Source organism: Priestia sp. ST2 (assembly GCF_055810735.1).
In genome coordinates this window covers 127,852-144,281 of record NZ_JBVVNT010000006.1, presented here as the reverse complement: position 1 = coordinate 144,281, position 16,430 = coordinate 127,852, and the positions used below count along the sequence as shown (strand labels likewise).

The 16,430-nt window shown below is 32.7% G+C and carries 19 protein-coding genes; 6 read left to right on the top strand and 13 right to left on the bottom strand.

The window, feature by feature from the left end:
* Nucleotides 1-8 precede the first annotated feature (8 nt).
* Together AC0KUU_RS24035 and AC0KUU_RS24030 are read left to right on the top strand one after the other, a co-directional pair.
* Nucleotides 9-971 (top strand): TIGR03943 family putative permease subunit, encoded by a 963-nt coding sequence (locus AC0KUU_RS24035; RefSeq protein ID WP_322552737.1) that lies wholly within the window; start codon nt 9-11, stop codon nt 969-971.
* A 1,193-nt stretch (nt 972-2,164) separates the two neighbouring features.
* Nucleotides 2,165-2,503 carry an antibiotic biosynthesis monooxygenase family protein gene (locus AC0KUU_RS24030; RefSeq protein WP_237075580.1) on the top strand — a complete coding sequence of 113 codons (339 nt, stop codon included), beginning with the start codon at nt 2,165-2,167 and terminating at the stop codon, nt 2,501-2,503.
* A gap of 611 nt (nt 2,504-3,114) precedes the next feature.
* On the opposite strand, the gene AC0KUU_RS24025 is transcribed toward AC0KUU_RS24030, so the two are convergent.
* From AC0KUU_RS24025 to AC0KUU_RS23985, 9 genes are all read right to left on the bottom strand, one after another.
* Entirely contained in the window at nt 3,115-3,744 is a 630-nt protein-coding gene (locus AC0KUU_RS24025) for a vanadium-dependent haloperoxidase (RefSeq protein WP_237075581.1), read from the bottom strand.
* A 417-nt stretch (nt 3,745-4,161) separates the two neighbouring features.
* The gene (locus AC0KUU_RS24020; RefSeq protein ID WP_272911293.1) at nt 4,162-4,710 is read right to left on the bottom strand and encodes a DUF3231 family protein; all 549 of its coding nucleotides are present in this window, start codon (nt 4,708-4,710) and stop codon (nt 4,162-4,164) included.
* Between the two features lie 10 nt (nt 4,711-4,720).
* Nucleotides 4,721-5,275, bottom strand: coding sequence for a DUF3231 family protein (locus AC0KUU_RS24015; RefSeq protein ID WP_237075583.1), 555 nt, complete (start codon nt 5,273-5,275; stop codon nt 4,721-4,723).
* 974 nt (nt 5,276-6,249) lie between these two features.
* Nucleotides 6,250-6,669, bottom strand: a complete 420-nt coding sequence (locus tag AC0KUU_RS24010) for a hypothetical protein (protein WP_322552736.1) — start codon at nt 6,667-6,669, stop codon at nt 6,250-6,252.
* A 178-nt stretch (nt 6,670-6,847) separates the two neighbouring features.
* Complete coding sequence (locus tag AC0KUU_RS24005; protein WP_322552735.1) at nt 6,848-8,155, bottom strand: MFS transporter; 1,308 nt, start codon at nt 8,153-8,155, stop codon at nt 6,848-6,850.
* A gap of 65 nt (nt 8,156-8,220) precedes the next feature.
* Nucleotides 8,221-8,508: an ArsR/SmtB family transcription factor gene (locus AC0KUU_RS24000; RefSeq protein ID WP_176585834.1), complete on the bottom strand. Its 288-nt coding sequence runs from the start codon at nt 8,506-8,508 to the stop codon at nt 8,221-8,223.
* 438 nt (nt 8,509-8,946) lie between these two features.
* Entirely contained in the window at nt 8,947-9,366 is a 420-nt protein-coding gene (locus tag AC0KUU_RS23995) for a hypothetical protein (RefSeq protein WP_322552734.1), read from the bottom strand.
* An 888-nt stretch (nt 9,367-10,254) separates the two neighbouring features.
* Nucleotides 10,255-10,659: an NUDIX hydrolase gene (locus AC0KUU_RS23990; protein WP_322552733.1), complete on the bottom strand. Its 405-nt coding sequence runs from the start codon at nt 10,657-10,659 to the stop codon at nt 10,255-10,257.
* 134 nt (nt 10,660-10,793) lie between these two features.
* Nucleotides 10,794-11,126, bottom strand: a complete 333-nt coding sequence (locus AC0KUU_RS23985; protein WP_322552732.1) for a hypothetical protein — start codon at nt 11,124-11,126, stop codon at nt 10,794-10,796.
* 387 nt (nt 11,127-11,513) lie between these two features.
* Between AC0KUU_RS23985 and AC0KUU_RS23980 the strand changes: the two genes are divergently transcribed.
* Nucleotides 11,514-11,648, top strand: a complete 135-nt coding sequence (locus AC0KUU_RS23980; RefSeq protein ID WP_116733225.1) for an anti-repressor SinI family protein — start codon at nt 11,514-11,516, stop codon at nt 11,646-11,648.
* 194 nt (nt 11,649-11,842) lie between these two features.
* Here AC0KUU_RS23980 and AC0KUU_RS23975 read toward each other — a convergent pair whose 3' ends face one another.
* Together AC0KUU_RS23975 and AC0KUU_RS23970 are read right to left on the bottom strand one after the other, a co-directional pair.
* Nucleotides 11,843-12,847, bottom strand: a complete 1,005-nt coding sequence (locus AC0KUU_RS23975; RefSeq protein ID WP_322552731.1) for a DUF3231 family protein — start codon at nt 12,845-12,847, stop codon at nt 11,843-11,845.
* Between the two features lie 776 nt (nt 12,848-13,623).
* A complete protein-coding gene (locus AC0KUU_RS23970) occupies nt 13,624-13,851 on the bottom strand; it encodes a helix-turn-helix domain-containing protein (RefSeq protein ID WP_043981743.1) in 228 nt (75 codons plus the stop codon).
* Between the two features lie 260 nt (nt 13,852-14,111).
* Between AC0KUU_RS23970 and AC0KUU_RS23965 the strand changes: the two genes are divergently transcribed.
* The 3 genes from AC0KUU_RS23965 to AC0KUU_RS23955 all read left to right on the top strand — a co-directional run bounded on the left by AC0KUU_RS23965 (nt 14,112) and on the right by AC0KUU_RS23955 (nt 15,128).
* A complete protein-coding gene (locus tag AC0KUU_RS23965; protein ID WP_322552730.1) occupies nt 14,112-14,633 on the top strand; it encodes a hypothetical protein in 522 nt (173 codons plus the stop codon).
* Nucleotides 14,620-14,784, top strand: coding sequence for a hypothetical protein (locus AC0KUU_RS23960; RefSeq protein ID WP_162213431.1), 165 nt, complete (start codon nt 14,620-14,622; stop codon nt 14,782-14,784). Before AC0KUU_RS23965 ends, AC0KUU_RS23960 begins: the two co-directional genes overlap by 14 nt.
* A 212-nt stretch (nt 14,785-14,996) precedes the next feature.
* Nucleotides 14,997-15,128, top strand: coding sequence for a hypothetical protein (locus AC0KUU_RS23955; RefSeq protein WP_276510979.1), 132 nt, complete (start codon nt 14,997-14,999; stop codon nt 15,126-15,128).
* A 170-nt stretch (nt 15,129-15,298) separates the two neighbouring features.
* Here the strand turns inward: AC0KUU_RS23955 and AC0KUU_RS23950 are convergent, their stop codons facing one another.
* The gene (locus tag AC0KUU_RS23950) at nt 15,299-15,745 is read right to left on the bottom strand and encodes an RDD family protein (protein WP_322552729.1); all 447 of its coding nucleotides are present in this window, start codon (nt 15,743-15,745) and stop codon (nt 15,299-15,301) included.
* Between the two features lie 234 nt (nt 15,746-15,979).
* Complete coding sequence (locus AC0KUU_RS23945) at nt 15,980-16,399, bottom strand: hypothetical protein (RefSeq protein ID WP_473453281.1); 420 nt, start codon at nt 16,397-16,399, stop codon at nt 15,980-15,982.
* Between the last annotated feature and the right edge of the window lie 31 nt (nt 16,400-16,430).

Sequence of the window (16,430 nt, the reverse complement as noted above, 5' to 3'; positions counted from 1 at the left end):
GAATTGGTATGAAAAAAATTGACCAGCAATTTGTCATCTATATAAGGGGGATATTACTAATTGGTTTTTCCCTCCTTATGTTTAAACTCATATTAACAGGTAAAATCATTCAATTTATTGCTCCTAAAATGATGCCTTTTATATTATTTTCTTCTGGTACTTTTTTTTTGTTAGGAATTATACAAATTTGGCGAAGTAGTATAAATCAGGATTTATCTTGTGAATGCGGTCATAATCATACGGAAAAAGGAAAAATACGAACAACTTTTATTTACTCTTTATTTCTATTACCTATTATGACGGGATTTTTATTTTCTAATCACACGCTTGATAGTTCGATTGCAGTAAGAAGAGGGTTAAGCTTTTCAGTTAATACGCCTGATACTTTACAACAAGCCGGAAATGATGAAGAAATTGACACCACTAATTCAAAATTGGAAAAGGATACAAATGATTTATTGTCTGGAAATTCAGAAGAAACTCTAAAGAATGTTCCAACAAGACACAAAAATAGTATTGCTGCTAAAGTAGCACCTAAAGGTTTTTATGAATTACTTGAAAAGAAACTACGCGAAAAAACGAAAATTTCTATAAATGACACGGATTATATTTCAGTCATAAATACTATTGAAGACAATACAGATCAGTTTGTTGGAAAAAAAATCGAAGTCAGTGGCTTTGTATATCACGAAAAAGGATTTAAAAATAATCAATTTGTTGTTGCTCGTTTTGGAATATCTTGTTGTGCAGCAGATGCATCTGTATACGGCTTATTATCTACACTAGAAAATGCCTTAACATTAAAAAAAGATACTTGGGTTCATATAAAAGGAATTATACAAAAAACTACGTATAACGGAGAAAATGTCCCCTATATTCAGGTTCAACAGATTGAGTCCATTGACCAGCCTGATAACCCGTACGTATATGAACTTTATCAAGGTGAACAACTGATAGGCCCTGAAGAATAAAAAGACTATAAGATATATGTATGCTACCAAGATCCAGCTACATGTAATTTATTGGTTACGTTAGATACTTGGCAAGTACAATGCTGCTTAAAAAAATATACCTTTTTAGACCACCTACATTGAAAGAAATTAATATTTGCAAAATAAAAAGCCACCCAGTATTTGCAGGATAGGTGGCTTTTCACTATTAAAATGCATGTGCAAAAATATAATAATACATTATTTCCATATAGAGTATATTTTACCGTACAAGCATATGTATAAAGGGTGCACTTTTTATACATTCGTTTGGGTTATGCCCTAGTATGAAACCCTTACGCGTCAAGGATGTATAAAAAGCTGCATAATTCATATGAGCAATCTCTTTTAAACCCTTACTCCCAGAAGGGTTCTTTTTGGTGGTGTCTTCAGGAAAGAGACATTATGTTAACTAACTTTGTATAGAGTATACAGCTTAAAAAGCAAAAAAACTCCCTATTTCCGTAGGGAGTTTTTCTGTCTTGCACCATTATTTTTGATGATCTATCTATCGTGAGTAGTTTGCTCAAGGTATCAAAATTTATTCATTATAGAAAGAAGCTTATTATACAGTCTTGAATCCCAAAATTTTCACATCTTGAATGAAGATTCTTTCCATTGTAGATATATTTAATTTGGCTAATCTTATAATTTTATTTGGATCGTTAATAGATTCTATAATTATGGATCTATTAACGATACTATTATTCTTTTGTATAGAGTATTCCACCTCGAATTTTTTCAACTTTTCCTCTTTATTTTTTAACATTAGCCTAATGTCATCTCCTAATTAATTTATAGGTAATAAAATATATAAACTTAAAAAGCTAAACCTCATACATAGGTTGATCTTTTTTATTTAGTCAATACTGATGAAAGATAAAATATCACCTAAAAGACTATCAATTTAACACTTTAAAGTAAAGGTGTATCTCATATACATCAAAAGAACAGAAAAAACTACCTCAATGGGGGTAAGGTAGTTTTTTCGCTGTTGAGTAATTGGGTTTTGTAAGCTGATGTCCCGTTTTTTCTTGAGTAGTTTGCTCAAGATATAAAAATCTATACATTTTCAACCATGCTAAAGTTATAGGAGGATTCATACTATTGCTGTATGTTAGAACAACTTTATTGTAATAAACTATAGGTAGCAGGATTAATAAAGGAGAGGTCACATGCCAAAAATTGAAGAAAATCAGTTGTTTACGGTGATTATTGAATGGGAAGTTAATCCGAAATATCAACAAGAATTAATTAATGGTCTTTCAAATCAAATCGACACATACTTTAAGGATTATGATGGCTTTATTTCAACAAGTTTCCATGCTAGTGAAGACGGTAAACGAGTCATTAACTATGCTCAGTGGGTATCGAGAGAAGCTTGGTCTAACTCGTTTCAAGCCTCAGGTCGTAATGAGGTCCAAACTACTAATGATGAAATAATTAAAAATTGTGAGGTTACAACACTAAAGCTTAACAGTTATCATGTTGCTAGAGTAATAGAAAATATATAAATTAATAATTGATTATCTGTTAGAGCTTAAAAACAAAAAGCCTATCTCTTTCCAGTCAAAAGAGGTAGGTTTTTTTATTGCAGAATTTAGTTGTATGAGTCGATGTTTGGGACATCCTGAGTAGTTTGCTCTTAGTAAATAAATTTATGCATTCACAAAAAGTAGTTTTTGTTTGAGAAAAGTTAAGTATGTACTGCTTTGAGTGGGTATTTTTCTATTTCTCATGGTTCAGATAATCAAAAATCGTACGATTAGCAAAGTGAGCTTAACTAATCGTACGATTTTTAAGATTTATATTAGATGAACAGATTAGTTTTCTTTTTACAAAGTACATTATAAAAAAGGAAAGTGAAAATATGATGAAATCATAATGAGTTATATAGTTAATATAGCTTTAAATGGAGTATACAGTCTAAAAAAAGCGAAAAATTACTGCTTCCGTCAGTGATTTTTCTGGTTACCAGTATGCTATACATACTCTAATGTCTTTTAAGTTCATAAGCAGTTTACTTCAGTTATAAAAAAATATTCATAGTGGTTAAGTGTTAAGTTACATATAATTATTCTTTTATGATTTCTAAGAGAAACAATTATAATAATCTTGCTTTTTATTAAATGGTGTTTAAGTTTTGTGAACTCATTAGTTTTACGACTGTTTCACCAATTTGCCTTCCCAATCTTAAACCTTCATCATTGTCTACTTTAAAATGTACCCCAGCGTACAAACGAGATTGAGCACTTTCTTTCATCAAATTTTTTATTCTTGCTGACTCTGAGGGGAAGAAATAACTTAATAATATTTCTGAACATCCTGCAATAGTAGCATGGGCAGAAGGATAAGATGGAAAACTAGGAGTAATCAACACAGTAGATAAATTTCTCCCATATTGATTTGGTCGTGCTACATCCCATAGATATTTTAAAAACCATGTGATTACGAATGTATCGTTTATAGCAGCATTGGAATACCCTAGAGCTCTAGCAATATGAGGTGATCCTAGCCGATATTTTTCACCTAAATCAAAAATCGTAGCAGTAATTTTTGCACTTAGTTCACCTGTACCCCAATATTGCGCAATTTGTCTTTGTTGAGGAGTTAGCGACTTTAATGTTTGATCTACTAGAAAAAGTTCTGTTTGCCAATTAATATCATCAGGATTTTTAATTCTCCAATTGATAGGTTGATGAAAGGGATCTAAGAAATTATTATCTCTGCCTTTTGAAAAAAAAACATTGGCCAATATCCTGCTTCTGAAGAGCCTTTAGGAGGGGTATTCTCTCCGTCATAAGGATGTTCTTTCCATTTTCTATAACTTGCTCGCATCAGTCTCAACCCCTTACAGAATTTATTCTTCTTGTTCTTTATGATTAAGAATAATAAAATATGTCAATATCTTTTTTTAGAAATAAACCCCCGATATTACTTACTCAATTTATAGAGGAAAGAATGTAAATCATATGTAGCTTAAAAACAGAAAAAACTACCTTATACGAGTAAGATAGTTCTTCTGGTGAATGCTCTAAATAGATATATTTGACACCTTATAGTGTCTTGGGTAGTTTGCTCAAGTTATCAATAACTTATCCCTAACAAAGAAAGACCTCCTAGACCTAGGGAGACCTTAAGGTCCCCTTTCTTAAGAATTTCTGTTGATGCCTCATTTTATCGGCGCTCCCGGAGCATAATAGTATGGAGGGACTTTAAGCCACCCTCGTCTTTTCACAAGTTCTTTTAGGGTTGCTCCAAATGTCATATATTCCTGCAGGTATTCAATCCATATCAAAGTAACATCATTGCGTGTAGATTGAATGATGGCATTTGCACAATAGGTAATTAAAATAACCATTTTAATATTAAGGCTGTTTGCAAGTTCATCATCCGTTAACTTGACCCCCAATGGAACATCGCTTGGGTTAGACTGCGGCTTGGATTCACTTAATGGTGGAATAGGAACTCCCTCTGATAACATAAAGGCAATAATTCGTTCTTTCTGTGATTTGAACATCTTAACTGCTTCATGGAAAGCTTTTCTTAATTCGAGATCCGTTGTACTGTTAATCCCTGCTTCGGAATGAACTTGTTCGTCAGCTAATTCAGAAAGATAGGACCAGCAGGACATGACCTCCCCCACATGTAAGGGTGATTTGGGTTCCTCGTCAACAAATGATTGAATAATATTTTTAAGAGCTTTTCCGACATCTGGCATCTTCCTTACCTCACTTTTCTATTTGGGGTAGACCTGTAGGATGATACGGTGGTGGAACCTTGAGCCATCCCCGTTTTCGCATCAATGATTTAAATGTTATTAAAAAGGTTATGTGTTCTTGCAAGAATTCGGCCCACATCAGACTAACATCGCTGCGAAGGGATTGCGACGCCGCCTCCGAACAGTTTGTAATTGCCATCGATATCTTTTTCTTAAGGCTGTTTGCAAGTTCATTATCCGTCAGCTTAACCCCTAAGGGAACACTATTGGGATCGGAGATTGGTTTAGATTCACTAAGAGGTGGTGACGGAATTCCTTCTGACCGCATAAATGCTACAATCCGTTCTTTTTCTGACTTGAACATATTGACGGCTTCTTGAAGCGCTTTTCTCAATTCAGGGTCCGTTGTACTGTTAATTCCTGCTTCAGTCTGTACTTGTGTCTCACCGGCTAACGCTAAAAATATCCAGCACCCCATTGCCTCACCAATGTGAAGAGGCGTTTTATTCTCATCTTTAATAAAAGACTGAACTACATTTTTCAAGGCTTGCAAAAGATCAGGCACATATTTCACCTTCCTTTCTTTTTTTTACTTTCCCCTAACGAGAATTTCTAATACACAGAAGACTTTTTGGTGCAACACTTATTAGAAAACGGGCTGATTAGTGAGCCTCTTAGGATGAAAAAACAAAAGCTTATTTGTACTTATACCTGATAGGAGAGTTATACTTTCCTATTGGACAAAATGAGGAAAACCCTTTAAAAGGAACTAATCACTTGTCGAAAGACAGTTAGAATTTCCAAAATTATAGTTATCCATTAACGAGATCTTTAATGTAATAGGCAGATTTAAAGAGGGTTATTTTTGATATTCTCCCCTTATAGTAGACAGTAAAAAGAAAGGTCATGAATCTATAAGATTCATGACCTTATTGGTGCCTATATTTGTGATTATGGTAACTAAGGGCGTATATCGTAGTCATCTTAAAAAACAGAAAAACCTATCTCTTCCCAGTCAAAAGAGGTAGGTTTTTTCTGCTACAGAATTTAGTTGTATGAGTCGATGCTCGGAGACATCTTGAGTAGTTTGCCCAAGTTGCTATTTATTATCCGTTTATAGTGGGGAAGAATTTAAATCAATTTCTTTTATTGGTTATTTGCACCAAAAAATCGGTAAGAAAGATAATAATAAAGGGAACAATGCAAACAATGAAAATTTCACGAAAGACCATATAAACCTTATTATTCATTTATATTGGATCCCCCTTTATATTTTAGAGTAAACATTCTAGGGTTTCTTCAGTAATAAAATGTTCGAATAAAAGAAAAGTATTCATAAGGGTGAGTACGTTCAAGAAAATAAAAATTATATTAACTGGATTTGTATACCATACACAGACTAAGAACAGAAAAAACTACCTTTGTGGCAACATAAGGTAGTTTTTCTAGTTGTAAAATATAGATGTTAAGCTGATGCCTCGCGGCTTCTTGAGTAGTTTGCTCAAGATATAAAGAATTCATGTAAGGAAAAACAAAGAATTAGTGTTTTCTCATTCTTAGTATTTTACCAACTTTGTTTATAGTTTTTTCTGATTCCTTTAACCGTTTTTGGGTATTTAGTAAAGAGCGTTCAACAGATAACGGTGTAAGAACTTTACTACTCTTTACTTCCGTACATACTAGATGACCTATCTCACCTTTCCATTGGATCGTACATTTAAAATTTCCAAAGAACCCGTTCTTTATCTGTAAAATTAGATGTTTTGTTACAGAATGAGAATTAGTACTTTGTGATAGCATTACTATAGCTTTATTCCGGTCTTCTTTATGAATGATCGTCCATATATTAGATATAGGAGGAAAATATGAATGAGTTATGTTTGAAGAATTTAGAATTGCACCCTCTTGATTGATTTGAAAATAAGGAACAGGAATCCATTTAGTTGTAGAAGTATCCATATTCTAGCTCCTTTCAATTAAAGAATGAATCTTTCTATTTCACCATAACATATCTAAATAAGTTTTGTATGTACCGATAAAGCACATTATGGTAACTAACCTTTCATATTATATACAGCCTGAAAATAGAAGAAACTACCTTGCTGCATGGGGTAGTTTCTTCTGCTCTATTGCAGCATTACCCCTTACTCTTTTGTTTCACTATGGATAACACAAAAGAAAGGATTAATAGCCCTACAAAGAAGGAGAAGGAAAAAATAAGATTTGAAGAAATCTCTAATAAACGACTGGATATGGAAGGACCAAAAGACATCCCTAAAAAGTTGAAGAGATTGTATACCCCTATCCCCATCGACATATTCTCCTTCTCTATTGTATGAGGAATTTCAATGTTAATAATTACAGTTAGAGCACTAAAACTTATATAGATAAATAATACTCCTAGCGTGATCATAACCATAGAATGAAGACCAAGAAAGATTAGAATGCCAAAACCTATTAATTGTACACCAATAGATATAACCATTAATTTCTTATTACTTATAAAATGAACAGCTTTCCTCACAAGTAGACTAATCAAAAAGCCTACTATTGAGATACTACATAAGATGAAACCAATTAGGATAACTGATACATGAAATGTTCGAATGGCTTGTAAAGGAAAAAGAAACAAAATAGCTACCATGGCTGCATTATTAATAAAACTAATTAAGATTAATTTGTTAAAAGAATAAGATCGGAATACGGAAAAATCAATAAATAACAAGACTCCTTGTTTTTTACTATGCAAGCCCAATAAGAGGATAGAAAGGACGCTTAGAATAAGCAAATATCCATTTAATTTTATTCCTAAGATAAAAGAAATAACAAAGAGAAGTAAATAAAACAATCCGGAAAAATCAAAGGGTTTAGTTACTTTCTCGCTATCAGCATATCCAGAGGGGATAAAGTAGTATAGGCCAAAAACTGTGAGTAAAGTCAGGCTCATAAATAAGAATAAGGATGGCCACCCCCATATATGGGTTAGTATTCCTCCCATCAAAAAACCAAATCCAGAACCTAGAGACAAACACCCTCCTATTAATGTAAGAGTGACATTTCGTTTAGCTAAAGGAAGATATTGATTTGCTGTGATCATGGATAAAGCAATAAAAGAACTGCCCCCCATAGCTTGAATAATACGGCCTATCAGAACTCCAATATATCCATTAGATAAATAGCCTATTACTGAACCTAAAGTGAATAAAAGGACACCAATCATTAATAATTTTTTAATCTGAATGTAGGAAGATAATTTGCTATATGTAATTGATCCAAAAGTAATAACCAATGTATAAGAAATAACAATCCAACTGATTGCAGAGCTCGTAACACTCAGATCTTTTGTCATATCCTCAAGAGCTACGTTAAATAAAATAGCATTAATGACACCAGATAGAACAATGAAACATAACGTTACAATGAGATAATTCATCCTGTTTTTCATAAATAACTCCTCTTTAATAAAATAGTCATAAAACCTTAAAACTAATTAGTAAAAAAAAAGCTACTTTATAATGTAGCCAAAAATCCAGGAAGGTATTGTTTAAACATTTCAGTATTCAAAGAAACGTATTTAGTTACACCTTCTCGTTTAATTGTTACCAGCTGTGCATCAGATAAAATTTTCAAATGATAAGAACCATTTGATTTACTAACCCCTAAACTCCTTCCAATATCTGTACATCGCGGGCAATTTTCTTCTTGAGATAAGATACGAATAATATTTATTCTCTTTTCATCTGCTAATGCATTAAATATTTTAACTCTTTGAAGATCATTTGTTTGTTCTAAAGTCATAGAACTATTATATAATAAACAACCAGATTGTCAAATATCGTTATTTTCCTTAACAATAACTGCTTCAATTTATTTTTAGTACCTAGAATCGGTTTTATGGTAACTAGAAAACCGAAAAGCCTATCTCTTCCCAGTCAAAAGAGGCAGGTTTTTCTGTTGCGTAATTGGGTTTCATGAGTGATGCCTCATTGCATCTTGAGTAGTTTGCTCAATTTACTGTTTATGATTCGGTCTATAATTATCAAAAAAAAGAAACATTCTTTAAAAAAGAGTGTTTCTTGAAAATTCAATCCAGCTCAATACTATACCCTTATCATAGAAATCAAAACACATTTTATAAACAATATGTTTTGATACATATAATGAACTTTTCTGACTTTAAAGATCTATTTGAAATGCATCTTTAAAGCCAGAAAAGTTCATGTGAGGAAAAAATAATTAGTGTTTTTTTAGGCTTACTATTTTAGCAACTTTATTTAAATGTTTTTCTGATTCCTCTAACCGTTTTTGAGTGTTGACTAAAGAGTTTTGAATAGATAAAGGTGCAAGAACTTTACTATTTTTCACTTCTGTACATACTAGGTGACCTATACCATCTTTCCATTGGATCGTACATTTAAAATTCCCAAATAACTTGTTACTTGTCTGTAAAATAAGCTGTTTGGTTATAGAATGAGAATTAGGACTCTTTGAAAACATTACTATGGCTTTATTTCGGTCTTCTTTATAAATGATCGTCCATATATTCGATGTAGGAGGAAAATGTGAATGGGTTATGTGTGAAACATTTAGAATTGTACCTTCCTCATTGATTTGAAAATAAGGAACAGGAAGCCATTTAGTTCTACTAGTATCCATGTTCTAACTCCTTTACATTCATTAATGGATCTTTATACTTACGATATCATATCTAAGTGATTTTTGTATGTGTTTAGAATCGTGATTATGTTAACTAAAAACAGAAAAGCTTCTGATGCCTAATCAGGAGCTTTTCTGTCTACAACAAAAATTTTATGGTATTGGATAGACGGATCCAGTATAGTACCCGTAATTTGTCACTAACATATATCCCTTCTTTGTGTGCAATCAATATACTTAATTCCCCTTTATCTAAATTAATAACCAACTAAAGGAAGTATTTTCAAAAAAAGAATCCTTTGCATATCTGCAAAGAATTTTCAAAATTATTGGAATAGGGGGAATACGTTAGTAGTCTGGCCAGATTTGTAGATTCATATACATATCACTTTAAAAATAAATATTATAATCCACTCTACTTAGAAAAAAGCAACTTTTCTATTTCACCTATTTTTTGCCATTCGTTAAGTAAATACTAAAGTGCTTCTTGTGTTATTTAAGTTTTACTATTTACAGTTAGTGACGACAAATATGAACTATAGTCGTTGCATCGATTGTTGCAGTGTACCTAGCTATAAAAACAATATTTTAAAAGAGGGGATGTTCCCTCCATAGTAGACAAATAAAAGAAAGCAACCTATTCTCCCTACGATGGAGGGGATTTTTTATGGTGTCTTAGATCTAGATAAAAAAATGTCCCTCGATTTGAGGTAATGATTTATAAAGATTAAGTTATTCCTCATAGTAGTATTCATGACAATTCTCATTAAATTAATGGTTGTATTAATCAATTATTTGACCTGCCCTCTATATATTTTTGTAGTTGTTCCAAAAGATAACGAATCTCCATACATGTGTATAGAGGTAAAACAATATACTTGAGCAAGATTAAATGAACTGTTTTTTCTTTTTTATATAATTTAATACAACCTCACGTTCATCTTCAAATAACATGTTCAAATGATTAATTTTAGATATCGGTTGCCAGCAATATGAATCTACGATCTGAACTTTCTTCTCTCCAGCTAATACCTTAACTTCAAAATAGGTCATGTGAACTTCAACATTATAGGTAGTTGCCCTATTCTCTTGTATCTTTTTTACTATCTCTACTTGATAACCTGTTTGATTCCACATTTCTCGAACACAACAATCTTCAATCCTTTCATAGTCTTCAATAGCACCAGAAGGAACAGACCAACGCTTTGGTGTGTTGGGTTTCTCTTGGGAGACCATTAATAATTCATCTTTATTATTTAAACAAATTATTGCAAAACCACTACACTTATTCACTGAGATCTCCCCTTAGAAAAACATTGTAGGCATACAAGTGTTTCTAATAAATAGAACTTAATCAAACTGGATTTTAATCTTAAGCAAGTTCTTAAAAAAATGTTAGAGCGTGAGCTTAAACATAGGTAATCACTTTATTTGGTAAGTGTAACTTTAAATACTACTTCTGTGTTATCTGTTACTTCAGCTCCTTGATAAAATGTACTATGCGAAACACTATGAGTTATAAATATTTCACTCGTTTCAGGGATCACAACAGTATAATGAGTATTCTCAAAAAAGGTATCATATAATTGATAATCTTGTTTACCCAAAACAGAAAATGAAAACTTAATTTGATCTCTTCCCTTAGTCATTTTTCCATTATTAATAATTCTTTTTTCAAGTCCCACTTCTTCTTTGCTGGCTGTAGACGTAGTAAGGTATTTTACATCAAATACAACATCATTAATGACCAATTCTTTCACTATTAAGTCCTCCTTCTCTATTTGTTTCCTCTCCTTAATTCGCCAAAGATTAACAGGTCACCTCTTTTCTACTGTATAACATATATCTTTCCAGAACCCATCTAAAAAAGCACCCTGAGAGGATACTTAAAAGTTAACCTGTAAATCTTCAATTTTTTTCTTGAGTTTTTGGCTTTCTTCCTTTAACTCGATGATTCTATCTTAGAGTTCTTTATTATCCCAGTTACTTTCCAACTCTTCAGATAACTTCATTCGCTTTTTATGGATTTCAATTCGTTGTTTAGCCATCTCTTCTACATCTTTATTTAATAGTATCAATTTCTAATGGCTTGTTATTAACTGTTAGAGCCTAATTAATTCCGATTAGGAAAGTTGGAGGAATCGTGAGTGCTAAGAAAAGAAGATAGTAGGCTTGATCAGGAATGGATAAGTCTTATGAAAGAAGCTTATCCATTAGGTCTCTCAATTGTAGAAGTAAAAGAATTTATATACTCAAATCAAAAAGGACCCGTTTCGAAATGAATCAGGCCTTTTTTTGCGCTTATAAAGTGCTCTATGTTAACTAAGTTTGTAGACTTTATACGGCTTAAAAAGGGGAAAAACCACCATCGGGAAAGAGGTGGTTTTTTCTAGTCGTTAAAATATAGATGTTCAGTTGATGCTCTATTGCATCTTGATTAGTTTGCTGAATAGATTCGTTTGTATTCATTTCTTTATCATTTTTCTTTTGCAATTTCTTTTCTATTAGGAGCAAGTGGTGGCTGTTCTAACCATTTATTTTTCATCATAATATTAAACCATTTTTTTGTTACCATTAAATTCTTTAGAATAACGCCTTCATAAGCAGCTACAAGATCTGTTCGCATGGCTGATGCTAAACCTGTTCCATGATACGCTTGTGCAGCTTGGAACAAGAAACCAATATGATACATCATTAATTTATCAGAAAAAGGAGCGTCTGTTGAAGTTGTTACTTCTGTCTCCCACGATTTAGGAACTGGTAAATTATCCGCGTGCATTATTTTTGAAAAGGATTGTATTTGTTCATCAGCTGTTTTCTCCGAATCCTCTAAAAATTCCCTTACTTCTTTTGATTGAGAGACCTGACTAAATCCAATAGAAAGAGTTTTAGCCATAATGCTTTTCTTAAGGTTGAAGGAAATACTTATGATTTCTAGTGCCGTTAAGCGTCTGCCTTTTCCGAAAAATCCATCTAAAAAATCCTGGCTAGAAATATATTCAGGGTTTTTAGCAGGATAAAAATAAGGGTCCCTCTGAAACTCCCCTTTTTCAAGTAATAATTCAATCGTTTGATGATACATCCTTTTTGCCTCATTATCACATGAATCGTAGAAGTAACGTAAGTCTTCTCTGACAGAAACACCTAATGAGGTTGTATGTCCTAGCAAGCCATGTAATGTCATGATATGTAAATAATTCAAGCAGAATATATCAGTAAATAATTTTTTAGTACCTTTATTGAGGTCAAACTCAGTAAATCCAATTGGAACTGGAAACCCTTCGTTTTCTATAAAAGCTACAATTTGTTTCTTTTGGTTTGCGAAGGTCTTAATAGCATCTTCAAAAACGGCCTTTATTGACTCGTCTTCAATAATAGAGAACATATATTGATTTACTACATCTGTCATTGTTCCGTTTACATACTCTCCCCATAGTGTCCCTATTTCGGAAGATGTGAGTTTTAACTTATTCTTATCCATATTATCACCTCATGGATAATATTTACTAATTTATTAATAGATATGAATTTTATCTTAACAAAAATGGCTTTTAGCTTGTAATTTCAGATAACGTACATTATAGTAACTACGATTGTATGTCATATACAGCTTAAAAACAGAAAAACCTATCTCTTCACAGTCAAAAGAGGTAGTTTTTTCTGTTGCAAAATTTAGTTGTATGAGTCGATATTTAGTAACATCTTGGGTAGTTTGCTCAATTTGCTATTCATTATTCGTTTTATAATCTTAAATAAAAAAAGAAACAGATCTAAAAAGACTGTTTCTTTTAAAATTCCACTCCAACATAATACTTTACCCTTTTGATTGAAAATGAAACATGAAATATGATTATTTTTATAAAACTTATTTTGCTTCTGATAATTCACATTATGGACATTTATGGCGACAAATTTTTTTCGCTGAAGGTGGAACTCAACTCGCCGATAATCTCCCCTTATTATTCCGATTAAATCTTCTGCAAGGTATCTTCACTGACCATGAATTACACGACCTATGTATATTAGTAGATGTAAAAAACACTTTGAATCAACAATCAACTATTTCTCAGGATGATTTTGACCACCTTAAATATTTTTCTCACCAACTAAACAGAAAGAAATTTCTCTCATTATCTATCTAACTTTATTCACAATGAACATGAAAAGCCTACTTGTATAAGACCAAGTAGGCTTTTCTGCTACGTTAAAGTCGATAAATTTATGCATTGTTTCCAAGAGAATTATAATATTTTCTATCTACATATCAAAAAAATCATGTGCCTTTAAATTTGGATCTATTTTCCTTAAAGCTTTGAGTATTTTGGTCATAGTTCGCTGTGTAGGTGCATGTTCTACATTTCTCTTACAAAGTTCGCTAACAGTGGATCTACTAACCTTTGAAGTACTCGCTAACCATTGTTGCGAAATTCCTCTTTGATCTAACCATTTTCCTAATTTACTACGTTGCTTACCTAACCCAAACATATATAATCACCTTTTTAGTATCAGTCTTGTCCAAGAATTCGAAGTTTCATACACTTTTGAAGAAAATATCGGAATAGTGGACAAGTTATCGTTCATATCATTTAGTAAGACGTCACCTCAAGACGTCAGGATAATCATCAGGAATGGAGCGAATCAAATGACAAAAGAATTAGCAATCTCGTTATTAAGTCGAAAAGACGTCTATTTAACGGTAGAAGGCAAACAGATGTTAGAGGTCATTTTGAAAGAGAAAAACGCGTATGAAGAAAAATAAGAAGGCCCAAAATCAAGTAGACACCTATCGACCGACTGTGCGGTATCATTCTATTTACCGTACATATGTAGATAGCCTTTTTCAGGCTACCGAGTTAGACCGAAATCAAATTATAAGGTGTGCACTTTTTACTGCAGCGCACAATCCTGTTTTCTTAGCGTTAATGAATCAGTATAAAATGAGAGACGTCCCTCTTCCCTCATCTCCGTGGCAGCCTTCTTCCCACCCATTATGGATGGAACAAGAGCCCAACATCGAAAAGAAAGGAGGAGGAGAACATGATGATCTTGAGCGAAAAGGAGCGCTTACAAACACTTCTACGTTACTTGGAACACCAACAGATGGCCAATCAGTGTCAGGAACTACTACTCAACCCGACCGACAGTCTTCCACCAATGAGAAGACAGCGCGGGTTACAAGACGTCAGCAACCGATTAAGAGACGAACAAGGGAGATTCCTACCTTACAATTATCAAACAATGGAGGAATTAGACTTGATTTTAGATGAAGAATTCGAGATACAACGAAAACTAAAAATAGATCCGATTGAAGGTTCTTATAATAGCTATGCGGTGAATGAAAAAGAAAAGAGGGACTGGAGTGGAAATATCTATTTAGCTTGTGTCGCAGCAATTTTAGCCATTGCCTTTTTCACCTGACGTCTTTTTAGAATAGTGTCGATATTTTGGTCATAAACATATAGCATGAATACAGTTAAGACCGCCTTATAAACTGATACATAATGGGCGGTCTTTGTTCTAAATATGATTAAAAACGTTTGGAAAATGAAAATGATTTCGGTAACGAAAAATAAGGAAATAGAGATATATTAAATGTACCTTTTTATACTTGTGACATAGGAGGAATGTAGATGGAAAATAGCCCTCGTTTTGGAGAATTAGTTTCTGATTTTGAGAAATGTTTAGATCGACATTTAAATGACAAAGAAAAAGAGTTACTTGCATGGATAGTGAAAAAAGAAAGTAATAAGTATGTTCAATAATCTACAGTTAACCTTTTCATATTTCAAGAAACTTTCTGATGTGTAGCTATTCTACTCAAAACTGGTAGTTGCTACACAGAAAAACCGCCTACACCTTAATGTGTAGGCGGTTTGAATAGTCCCCAATAGTAGATTAGAAATAGAAGGTATTTGGCATTGTTGATTAAGTATTAATCTATAAATGCTTGTTTATCCTCTATTTCACCGGGCTTTGAATATGTAACATACGTCCCTGCCATCATGTCATGCAGACTTCTTTTATCCTTACGGAAAACCACCATAAACACACTCACAATTAACGCAATACCTAATGTAAGGCCATAAACAATGCCGGCCACAAGAACTCTTAGTAGCATTGCTCCGATTCCAAGTTTCTTTCCATTTATTTTGACAATTCTAACCCCAACAATTCGTTTCCCTATAGTATATCCATACCATAAAATAGGTACAGCAACCGCATAGATGAAACCTATGAGTGATGTAATGGGATCTTCACGATCAAAGTCTCCTGTAATAAGAAAGCCAATAAGTCCCAAAAGAATACTTACAATAATGCCATCTAACAGATTTCCTAATAGGCGTATCCAAAATCCTGCTGGTTTTGTTACTTGATCCACTTTATATTTCTCCCCTTCTTGTAAATTAACACTTTATCTATCTAAATAGCTCCTCAGATGATGATAACATGATTGAAGATGAAGGTAAAAAATATAAAATATTTTAAATTTATCCACTAATAATAAAACACATAACATTGCTCTTTTAAAAAAAGCTAATGATAGCAACTATTCCTATTGTAAGACCACACATAAGACTCACGATGAAGACACGTAAAACCATAGATCCGAAGCCTACATTTCGCTAAGGTTATAGTTAAATCGTTTGTATACCTTGTTTTTGTGTTGGTGATTCGTTTTCATAATGTTGATGATGACATGTTGCTCACTTTTCCAATGCACATTCACATCATGAATCATAGAAGGTTGAATTCCATGAAGCTCTTTATATTGGTTAAGAGTGCTTCCGGGTTGTCCGTAGTACATTCTAAGAGAATCAGCCTTTTGTTTTTGTTCATAATCAAAGTAATCAGTGGTTTGTTTATACATCTTTTTTACTTCAACAATGTTTTGTTTATTAGGAGATGTGCTGGTCGTAAGTGAGACGTTACGTATCATGTTTGGCTGTTGCTCGTTTTTATCCAAGAAGTAATTCATCATAAATACGAGAAAAATTACTCCAAAGGATAACATGATCCAAAGCCATTTTTTCATGTCGACACTTCCTCTTTTATGATTGAAAATC

Coding starts and splice junctions, on each gene's coding strand:
- AC0KUU_RS24035 (WP_322552737.1), top strand. CDS start 9: ATGAAAAAAATTGACCAGCAATTTGTCATCTATATAAGGGGGATATTA.
- AC0KUU_RS24030 (WP_237075580.1), top strand. CDS start 2,165: ATGCCAAAAATTGAAGAAAATCAGTTGTTTACGGTGATTATTGAATGG.
- AC0KUU_RS24020 (WP_272911293.1), bottom strand. CDS start 4,710: ATGCCAGATGTCGGAAAAGCTCTTAAAAATATTATTCAATCATTTGTT.
- AC0KUU_RS24010 (WP_322552736.1), bottom strand. CDS start 6,669: ATGGATACTTCTACAACTAAATGGATTCCTGTTCCTTATTTTCAAATC.
- AC0KUU_RS24005 (WP_322552735.1), bottom strand. CDS start 8,155: ATGAAAAACAGGATGAATTATCTCATTGTAACGTTATGTTTCATTGTT.
- AC0KUU_RS24000 (WP_176585834.1), bottom strand. CDS start 8,508: ATGACTTTAGAACAAACAAATGATCTTCAAAGAGTTAAAATATTTAAT.
- AC0KUU_RS23995 (WP_322552734.1), bottom strand. CDS start 9,366: ATGGATACTAGTAGAACTAAATGGCTTCCTGTTCCTTATTTTCAAATC.
- AC0KUU_RS23975 (WP_322552731.1), bottom strand. CDS start 12,847: ATGGATAAGAATAAGTTAAAACTCACATCTTCCGAAATAGGGACACTA.
- AC0KUU_RS23970 (WP_043981743.1), bottom strand. CDS start 13,851: ATGTTTGGGTTAGGTAAGCAACGTAGTAAATTAGGAAAATGGTTAGAT.
- AC0KUU_RS23965 (WP_322552730.1), top strand. CDS start 14,112: ATGAAGAAAAATAAGAAGGCCCAAAATCAAGTAGACACCTATCGACCG.
- AC0KUU_RS23955 (WP_276510979.1), top strand. CDS start 14,997: ATGGAAAATAGCCCTCGTTTTGGAGAATTAGTTTCTGATTTTGAGAAA.
- AC0KUU_RS23945 (WP_473453281.1), bottom strand. CDS start 16,399: ATGAAAAAATGGCTTTGGATCATGTTATCCTTTGGAGTAATTTTTCTC.